Below are 9,152 nucleotides of genomic sequence, written 5' to 3'. Positions count from 1 at the left end.
CGCCCCGGGCAGCTGGGGCCCGGCGTCGGCCGATCAACTGCTGGCCCGCGACGGACGAACCTGGAGAAGGCCATGATTGTAAACCTGCCGGACACCACCACCTCCAACGTTTCCAAAAAGCTCATGGCCCTGCGCGAGCAGGGCGGCGTGATCGCCCTGAGCCGGGTCCTCACCCTCGTGGTGGTCACCAAGTCCGGGCTCGAGGAAGAAGCCATCGAGGCAGCCAACGAGGCCAGCCGGGAACACCCCTGCCGGATCATCGTCCTGGCCGACGCCGGAGCCGGCGCCCGGGACCGGCTGGATGCCCAGATCCGTGTGGGCGGGGACGCCGGCGCGTCCGAGGTCATCGTGCTGTACGGCCACGGCCAGCTGGCCGCCGAGAGCGAATCCCTGGTCTCGGCGCTGCTGCTGCCGGACGCACCGATTGTGGCCTGGTGGCCCCACGGCATGCCCGATTCCGCCTCGCGGACCTCCATCGGGCGGATCGCCACGCGGCGGATCACCGACTCCGCCAACGAACCGGACCCCCAGCAGGCGCTGGAGAAGCTCTCGAAGGTCTACGCCGCCGGGGATACCGACCTGGCCTGGACCAGGCTCACCAACTGGCGCATCCAGCTGGCCGCGGCCCTGGAGCAGGCGGACTCCTCCCCGGTCACCGCCGTCACCGTCGAAGGCGCCTCCAACTCCCCCAGCACGGTCCTGCTCGCGGCCTGGCTGCACCGGGCCTTGGACGCACCCGTCACCATCGTCACGGGTGCCGCCGGCACCGGCATCCGGGGCGTCCGGCTGTCCCGAGCCTCCGGTGACATCCGGCTGTTCCGGCCGGCACTCACCGTCGCCGAACTGACCCGGCCCGGGCAACCCGCGCAGCGGATTTCCCTGCCGCGCCGCACCCTGCAGGACTGCCTGGCCGAGGAACTGCGCCGCCTCGACCCCGACGAGGTCTTCGGCGAAACGGTTCGTAGCCTTGGTACTTCCAGAGTGGAAAGCCGCGTGACGTTGACCGGCAACACGGAGCCGGGACGTGACCGGGACCGTTTGTCACCGATCGCCGTTGCGCTTTCGGACAACAGTGAACTGATCGGCTTCGAAAGCGGCGGGCGCCTTGTCCGGAGATGAAATTAAGGCCTTTGAAGGCGAAGACAAGGAAGGCTAGCGCTACCTGCTGATGCCGGCACGGTTGCCAAACCCATAGGCCGAAAGCAGCAAGAACCTCAGTTCGGAATCGCGCCATTAGTCTCCAATCAAAACCGGGAAAGAGTGAACATCATGCACATCGGCCTCATTGGACTTGGGAAAATGGGCTTCAACATGCGCCAACGCCTGCGTAACGCGGGCATCGAGGTTACCGGCTACGACCGCAATGCCGAGTTGACGGATGTTGACTCGGTCGAGGCGTTGGTAGCGGCAGTTCCGGCACCGCGGGTTATCTGGGTGATGGTTCCTGCGGGGCAAATCACGGATTCGGTAATCACGGATCTGTCCGGACGGCTCGACGCCGGGGACCTGGTGATCGACGGCGGGAACTCCAAGTTCACCGAGGACCAGAAACATGAGGTACTGCTCGCCAAGAAGAACATCGGATTTGTCGACGTCGGTGTCTCCGGTGGTGTGTGGGGACTGGCCAATGGTTATGGATTGATGGTCGGGGGAGATCCGGGCCGCATCCAGGCAGCCATGCCACTGTTCGATGCCTTGCGTCCCGAGGGTCCGCGGGAAGAAAGCTTCGTCCACGTCGGCGATGTCGGTGCCGGCCACTACGCAAAAATGGTGCACAACGGCGTCGAATACGCCCTCATGCAGGCCTACGCCGAGGGATACGAACTGCTCGAAGCCAAGGACATCATCAAGGATGTCCATGGAACGTTCCGTGCCTGGCAGAAAGGCACGGTCGTCCGTTCGTGGCTGCTGGATCTCATGGTCAAGGCGCTTGAAGAAGATCCAGGCCTAAGCAGGATCGCCGGATACGTCGAGGATTCGGGCGAAGGCCGCTGGACGGTGGAAGAAGCCATAGCCAACGCCGTCCCTGCACCCGCCATTACCGCCGCCCTCTTCGCCCGGTTCGCTTCCCGGCAGGACGACGCGCCTGCCATGAAAATGGTCTCGGCCCTCCGTAACCAATTCGGCGGACATGCTGTCCGCGCGCCCGGCGCTTCGGTTGTGGAACTCCCGTCGTTGGTGGCTTCCTGACGGGTGTCAGGATCGAGAACCTGGTCACCTCGGACACGTTTTCGCTCGACGGCGGCACTTGGGACGTGGACAACAACGTCTGGATCGTGGGCAATGACGATGAACCCGACGCGGATCGGGACCGGCACCACGCCGACGGCGACGAGTTTCCAGGTAGGCGGGGCCACGCTGGGGGGCAATCCACACGAACAGGAAACGCTGGCAAACATTTCGCAGTAACAGGACCAGAGGCAGGCTCAGCTGATAGACAGAGTGCCTAGCAATAGATAGAGTGCCCGGCAAAGGCGCGCCAGGAACCCTGGCGCGCCTTCCGGCGAATCAAACAAGCAGGACGTATGCAGTTAAGGAAGTTGGAGCAATGAAGTTCGGGAAACAGCCCGCCCCCGTCGCGGACATCAACGAGGACGAGCTCTCCGTCCACAAGCCCAAGACCGAGGCGGCCGGGCTCAAGGCCGTCACGGTTGCCTTGGAACGTGCGGTGGCCCAGGCAGGCGTCACCCGCACGGCCCAGTCGCTGCTGCGGCTCAACCAGCGGGGCGGCTTCGACTGCCCCGGCTGCGCGTGGCCGGAATCGGACAAGAAACGTAAGGCGGCCGAGTTCTGCGAAAACGGCGCCAAGGCGGTGGCGGAGGAAAACACCCTGCGGACCGTGGGGGCAGAGTTCTGGGCCAGGCATTCCATCGCCGAGCTTGCCGAAAAGACCGAGTACTGGCTGGGCAACCAGGGCCGGCTCAGCGAACCGGTGGTCATCCGTGAAGGTGAGACCCACTACTCGCCGATTTCCTGGACGGACGCCTTCAACCTGATCGGCGAGCACATCCGGGCGACGACTCCGGACCGCTGCGTCTTCTACACCTCCGGCCGCACCGCCAACGAGACCGCGTTCATGTACCAGCTGTTCGCCCGCGCCCTGGGCACCAACAACCTTCCCGACTGTTCCAACATGTGCCACGAATCCTCGGGCTCGGCGCTGAACCCGACCATCGGCATCGGCAAGGGCACCGTCTCGCTGGACGACATCCACGACGCCGAACTCATCTTCGTCGTCGGACAGAACCCCGGTACAAACCATCCGCGCATGCTCTCCGCCCTGAAGGAATGCAAGGACAAGGGCGGCAAAGTAGTGGCGGTCAATCCGCTCCCCGAAGCCGGCCTCTTCAACTTCAAGGATCCCCAGACCGTCTCCGGTGTGGTCGGGAACGGCACGCCGCTGGCCGACGAATACCTGCAGATCAAGGTGGGCGGCGACCTGGCACTGTTCCAGGCACTCGGCCACCTGCTGCTGGCAGCCGAGGAACAAAACCCAGGCACCGTCCTCGACCTTTCCTTCATCGACGCGCAAACCGACGGGTTCGCGGCCTACCGGCAGGCCCGCACGGAGCTGGACTGGGACGAAACCGAGAAAGCCACCGGCCTGTCCCGGCAACAGATCGAGGACGTTGCCGGGATGCTGATCCGGTCCAAGGCCACGATCTTCTGCTGGGCGCTGGGCGTCACCCAGCAGCCGCACTCCGTGGACACCATCAAGGAAATGGTCAACGTGCTGCTCCTGCAGGGCAACTTCGGCAAGCCCGGGGCCGGCGCCTGCCCGGTCCGGGGCCACTCCAACGTCCAGGGTGACCGGACCATGGGCATCTGGGAGAAGCCGGCCGAGTGGCTGCTGGAGGCCCTCGACGGCGAGTTCGGCATCCGGTCCCCCCGGCACCACGGCTACGACGCGGTGGAGTCCATGCAGGCGTTCGAACGCAACGAGGTGGACGTCTTCGTCTCGATGGGCGGCAACTTCTCGCTGGCCTGTTCGGACACCGAGATGCTGGAGGCGGGCATGCAGCGGATCGGCCTGACCGTGCACATCTCCACCAAGCCCAACCGCTCCCACGTGGTCCACGGGCGGACCTCGCTGATCCTGCCCACCCTGGGCCGCACGGACCGGGACGACAAGCACCCCGGCGGCGCCCAGTTCCTGTCCGTGGAGGACTCCATGTCCGTGGTCCACTCCACGCAGGGCCGGCTGCAACCGGTATCCGAGCATCTGCTGGCCGAGCCGGTGATCGTGGCCCGCATGGCCGAGGCCACTTTTGGGCCGGACCACCCGGTCAACTGGAAGGCCATGGCCGAGGACTACGACGTGATCCGCGACCACATCTCCCGGGTGCTGCCCGGCTTCGAGAACTTCAACGAACGGATCCGGACCAAGAACGGCTTCGTGCTGCCCAACCCGCCCCGGGACACCCGGTCCTTCGCCACCGACATCGGCCGCGGCCGCTTCACCGTCAGCCCGCTGGAATACCTCACCCCGCCGCCCGGCCACCTGGTGCTCCAGACCATCCGCAGCCACGACCAGTACAACACCACCTTCTACGGCCTGGACGACCGCTACCGCGGCATCTCCAACGGCCGCCGGGTGATCCTGGTTCATCCGCAAGATTTGGCAGAGCTCGGCTTCCAGGACCGGGACCTGGTGGACGTGGTGAGCACCTTCCAGGGAAATGACCGCCGAGCCGAAAAGTTCCGCCTGGTGGCCTATCCCACGGCAAAGGGCTGCGCCGCTGCCTACTTCCCGGAAGCCAACGCTTTGGTGCACAAGGAGAACGTGGCCCGCGAATCCAACACCCCCGGCTTCAAGGCCATGTTCGTCCGCTTCGAGCCGCACGCGGGTGAAGCCGTGCTGGCCGTTGAATCGGCTTCCCTTGAGGCTGCCGCTGCCGGCTGAGGCGAACAGCAGAACGGCCCCGCCTCCGAAAGGAGGCGGGGCCGTTCTTGTGCTGCCGATCGGTCGCCGGCGTTCCATTCCCGGATCAACCAGCGGCCCGGCGGCGAGCGCGGCGGCTGCGCGCTGCACGCGGATACGGTTTCCTGTCCAGGAGGAGCATTGCCGTCCCGGAGGCATGGAATTAATGCCGCCGTGCCCGACGGGGGCACAGGCTATCCCGGTGCCGCCGGGCCTTTTTACACCGTCAGCGGAGTCCGTGGCTGTGCGCCAGGGCGATGGCCTCGGTGCGTGAGCCGACGTCGAGCTTCCTGAACAGGTTCCGCACATGGAACTTGACCGTATTTTCGCTGATGCCCAGCTTTAAGGCGATGGTGCGGTTGCTTTGTCCGGCGACAAGGTGCTGGAGCACTTCGAGTTCCCGGTCGGCAAGGTTCCAGGCGAGGACATCCCCCGCCGGGCGCACCGGCCGGTCCAAGGGGAGCATGACGAGGACGTCCACACCCCAGCCTGGCATGACGTCGATCTGCAGGTTTCCGGTGAGCGCCCGGACCCGGCGGTCCAGGCGGCCGATGCTCGGGGCATCGGCCGCAAGCGTACCCGGACCGTTGTCGCGTACGTTGATCAGCAGGTTTTCGCCGTCGCAGTCCCACTGCGTCCGGACTCTGCTGACGTCGGACTGTTCCATCATGGCCAGCACAAGTCCGCGGACAATGGCCCGTGCCGCGTGGGCAACTTCGCCGGGGAGGGCCCTTCCATTCAGCGGCGGTTCGATGAACTCGACCTCAACGCCGCCGAAGCGCGTAAGCGGCCGCAGGTCCTCCCGCAGGCGTTCGAAGGCTTTGGCGACGGGCTCTTCGACCAGGTCCGTCGTGCGGTCGCTGAGGGTGCGGAGCCCGACCAGTGCCTTGGCGGTGAGGTCAGTGACGGTTGAGCGGGCTGCTGCGTCGTCCAGGGAGGATGAGCGCAGGGCTGTCAGGAGGGTCTCCAAGGTCGTCGAGTGCAGATCGGTCAGTTCCGCCGTCACGCGGACGCGCTCGGCCGAGGCCGCCCGCGATTCCAGCAGGTACGACGGCGGCGCATCGGCCACTTTCTCCTGGATCCGGCGGGCAGCAATGCGCCACAGATACGTCACCAGGTCGAGCCCGGCCCTGTGCCCGGAAGCGGCCGGGTGGGGATCCGTGAGGACGAGGAGGGCATGGCTGGGGACGTGTTTCAAAGCGAGTACGGGGCGGGGCCGGCCGGCGAGCTCGGCTTCTCCGGACCAGGGTGTCTCATCCGAAAGGGCAGCGCGAATCATGTCGAGCTCGGCGATGGAGACCCGGGAAGTGATTTCTTCGTCGCCCGCCTTCTTTTGCGGCTGCCCGGTGCAGTCTTCGGTGAAGATGACCAGCGCGCTGCTTCCCATGTAGGGGAGCATGGCATCCCGTAGCCGCTCTGCTATCTGGGTCAGGGGGGCATCGGCCAATGCTGCCACGGTCTGCAAAAGCGGCCACGGCAGGTCCGGAAGGGAGGTGGCGGATTCCTTCAGGGGCTGGTTGGTGGCTGCCCCGCGAATCCGGCTTGGCACTCTATCGCGGAACACCCGCTGAACAGGGCTATGGAGAAGAACTTGGCTTCTGTGCATGGTCTTTATCCGTCTTCCTCTTGAACTTCTCCTTGCTCTGAAGCAGTTCAGATGGGGAGTGAGGTGTCCCAACAGAATTGCGGTTGTACGCATGCAGGTCAATCCGTACCGGCTCCCGTGGAGAAATCCGTGATGACCACGGATGCATGGTGTCAGTGACGCAATTCACACTGGGAAGTGTTGCAGATCCAGGTGCCAAGCCTGCGCCTGGAGCTCTTACGGAAGGGGCCCGCCAAGCCTCGAAACGCAGCGGTTACTGGAAGGAATACTGAGATGACCCGCGAAGAAGCCTACGCAAATTGCCCCGCCGACTCCTATGTGGAGTTCTACTGCGGTGAATGGCTGATTATTCCTTTTGTGCCGGTCACACAGCCGGCGTTTGCCGGTGCGCCCATCCTGGCTGCCAGCCACTGAGAGCCTCAGTGCACAGCAGGGACCGGGTCTCCACGCCACAGCCGGCGGATGGCCTGCCCCGATTTTCCCGACCGGCAGCCCTGCCCGGCCGGGCAGGGCCCGGGCCGTCGGTCGTCATGCTAAAGCCGCAGACGCCGCGCAGGCACGCATTCTCATCGGCGAATCGCTCCGCCTGAGGGAGGCGCCAGATGACCCCTTCGGAAAGGCAGGGTCCGCGGAAATCCTCGCCAGGATCCTGCTTGCCCACCCCGGGCATGCGGAACCACCCGTTTTACATCGGGCGGGAGTGGGCTTGCCCCGGAACGCAGAACTGCATCCTGGCCTCAGGCCGGTTCCTATGACGGCGGGGTGACCGCCATGCTCAGCCGGTCCACACCGTGCATTGCGTCAGCGGCCCGGACCAGAGCCAGGTGAGAAAAGGCTTGGGGGAAGTTGCCAGCCATCCGCTGTTCCTTCAGCGCGAATTCCTCGCTCAGCAGGCCCAGTTCATTGGAGAAGCCTATGAGCGTATCCATAAGGGCCCCGGCAGCGTCCCGGCGGTTGGTGCGGGCGTACTGCTCGACGAGCCAAAAGGAACAGGCAAGGAACGGATGTTCGCCCGGCTCCAGGCCGTCGATACCGGTTTCCGTCCGGTAGCGCAGCAACAGGCCTTCGTCGGTCAGCAACTCGCGCTCCAGCTGCGCCACCGTTGACAACATCCGTTCATCGTCATAGGCGAGAAAACCAACTTGCGGTATCGCGAGCAGCGCGGCGTCCACCTGCCGGCCCCCGTAGGTCTGGGTGAAGGAGTTCAGCTCCGTGTTGAAGCCCCGGTCCAGGATTTCCGCCCGCAACCGGTCCCGCAACTCGGTCCAGTGCGCGGCCGGCCCGGTAAGTCCATGGTCGCGGACCGCCCGGACGCAGCAGTCAAAGGCAGCCCACATCATAACCCTGGAATGCGTAAAGTATTGGGCCTCTCCGCGAATTTCCCACAAGCCAAAGTCCTTGTCCTCAAAATGCTCCTTCACAAATCCCAGCAGGGCCCGCTGAAGAGTCCAGGAGAACGGATCCTCCTTGCCCCCGGCCATGCGCAGGCGTTCCAGCGCCACCATCACCTCGCCCACCACATCTGCCTGATACTGCATGGCGGCAGCGTTGCCGATCCGCACCGGTCGCGCGCCCTGGTAACCGGGAAGATGTTCAAGCACCCGTTCCGGCAGCTCACGTTCGCCGGCCACCCCGTACATGATCTGAATATCTTTCGGGTCCCCGGCAATGGCCCGCAACAGCCAGTTACGCCATTTGAGCGCTTCCGTTCCATAGCCGTGCGTCAGCATTGACTCCAGTGTCAGCGCGGCATCACGAAGCCAACAAAAGCGGTAATCCCAATTGCGTGAGCCGCCGAACGCCTCAGGCAGTGATGTTGTCGGGGCGGCCACAATGCCGCCGGTCTCATAGTGCGTCAGCGCGCGGAGCACGAGCAGGGAGCGCTTGACGGCAGCCCCGTAAATTCCGTCCTGGCGGCAGTGACTGCCCCAGCGGGTCCAGTAATTCGCGGCCTCGGCCAAGGCAGCATCAAAGCTGGGTGGCGGCGGGACTACGCGGTAGGACGGAAACCATGTCAAGGCGAAGTCCTCCTCCTCGCCCGCCGAAACCACGAATTCCCCTTCATACCTGTCGCCGTGGGGCTGGGGCAGATGGCGCCCGTGCATCACCCAGGCGTCAGGTCCGGCCATGGCCAGCAGCGCTTCGCCCCCACCGTGCGAATCACTGCTGCGGGTGCGGCTCATCCACGGTGTCAGCGCCCCGTACTGGGGGCGGATGATCAGCTCCTGACGCACGGCCACCGTCCCGCTGAGTCCGGTGACCCGCCGAAGCAGGGATGACCGGCCAGGAGCGATGGGCATGAAGTCCGTGACGAGGATCTGCCCACCGCCCGAGTCCCGCCAAACCGTTTCGAGGATGAACGTTGACTCGGCATACTTGCGGCTGACGACGGCGGCGTCTGCCTGGGCGGGAGCCAGCAACCACCGGCCGTGGTCCTCCGTGCCGAGCAGCGAGGCAAAGATGGCCGGCGAATCAAAGCGGGGCAGGCAAAGCCAATCAACACTGCCCCGCTGGGAAATGAGGGGTCCGGTGGAGAGGTCTGACAGGAGCGCATAATCCTCGATGGGCGTCCGCATGGGTCTACCTAAGCACATACCTGCTCCGCAGGTCAGTCTACGTGTTTTT

6 protein-coding genes and 1 pseudogene are annotated in these 9,152 nt (G+C 65.0%); 5 read left to right on the top strand and 2 right to left on the bottom strand.

The features are described 5' to 3' along the window. Positions 1-72: 72 nt before the first annotated feature. From ACFQ36_RS00500 to ACFQ36_RS00485, 4 genes and pseudogenes are all read left to right on the top strand, one after another. Positions 73-1,119 carry a glucose-6-phosphate dehydrogenase assembly protein OpcA gene (locus ACFQ36_RS00500; protein WP_377009482.1) on the top strand — a complete coding sequence of 349 codons (1,047 nt, stop codon included), beginning with the start codon at positions 73-75 and terminating at the stop codon, positions 1,117-1,119. Between the two features lie 150 nt (positions 1,120-1,269). Further along, complete coding sequence (gene gnd, locus ACFQ36_RS00495; protein WP_377009493.1) at positions 1,270-2,190, top strand: phosphogluconate dehydrogenase (NAD(+)-dependent, decarboxylating); 921 nt, start codon at positions 1,270-1,272, stop codon at positions 2,188-2,190. Beyond that, positions 2,187-2,294, top strand: a pseudogene (locus ACFQ36_RS00490) (MBL fold metallo-hydrolase); the annotation flags it as partial. The gene gnd and the pseudogene ACFQ36_RS00490, both read left to right, overlap by 4 nt. Before the next feature lie 254 nt (positions 2,295-2,548). Beyond that, positions 2,549-4,903: an FdhF/YdeP family oxidoreductase gene (locus ACFQ36_RS00485; RefSeq protein ID WP_377009480.1), complete on the top strand. Its 2,355-nt coding sequence runs from the start codon at positions 2,549-2,551 to the stop codon at positions 4,901-4,903. Between the two features lie 244 nt (positions 4,904-5,147). Here ACFQ36_RS00485 and ACFQ36_RS00480 read toward each other — a convergent pair whose 3' ends face one another. After that, positions 5,148-6,386, bottom strand: a complete 1,239-nt coding sequence (locus ACFQ36_RS00480; protein WP_377009491.1) for a LuxR C-terminal-related transcriptional regulator — start codon at positions 6,384-6,386, stop codon at positions 5,148-5,150. A 414-nt stretch (positions 6,387-6,800) separates the two neighbouring features. Between ACFQ36_RS00480 and ACFQ36_RS00475 the strand changes: the two genes are divergently transcribed. Then, on the top strand, positions 6,801-6,941 hold the full coding sequence (locus ACFQ36_RS00475) for a hypothetical protein (protein ID WP_377009477.1): 141 nt from the start codon (positions 6,801-6,803) through the stop codon (positions 6,939-6,941). 335 nt (positions 6,942-7,276) lie between these two features. On the opposite strand, the gene ACFQ36_RS00470 is transcribed toward ACFQ36_RS00475, so the two are convergent. Further along, positions 7,277-9,103, bottom strand: a complete 1,827-nt coding sequence (locus ACFQ36_RS00470) for a glycoside hydrolase family 15 protein (RefSeq protein ID WP_377009475.1) — start codon at positions 9,101-9,103, stop codon at positions 7,277-7,279. Between the last annotated feature and the right edge of the window lie 49 nt (positions 9,104-9,152).

It is taken from the genome of Arthrobacter sp. GCM10027362, assembly GCF_042679445.1.
In the GTDB taxonomy this organism is placed as follows: domain Bacteria; phylum Actinomycetota; class Actinomycetes; order Actinomycetales; family Micrococcaceae; genus Crystallibacter.
Note: the sequence above shows the minus strand (reverse complement) of the source record. Positions and strands in the feature narration are given on the sequence as shown.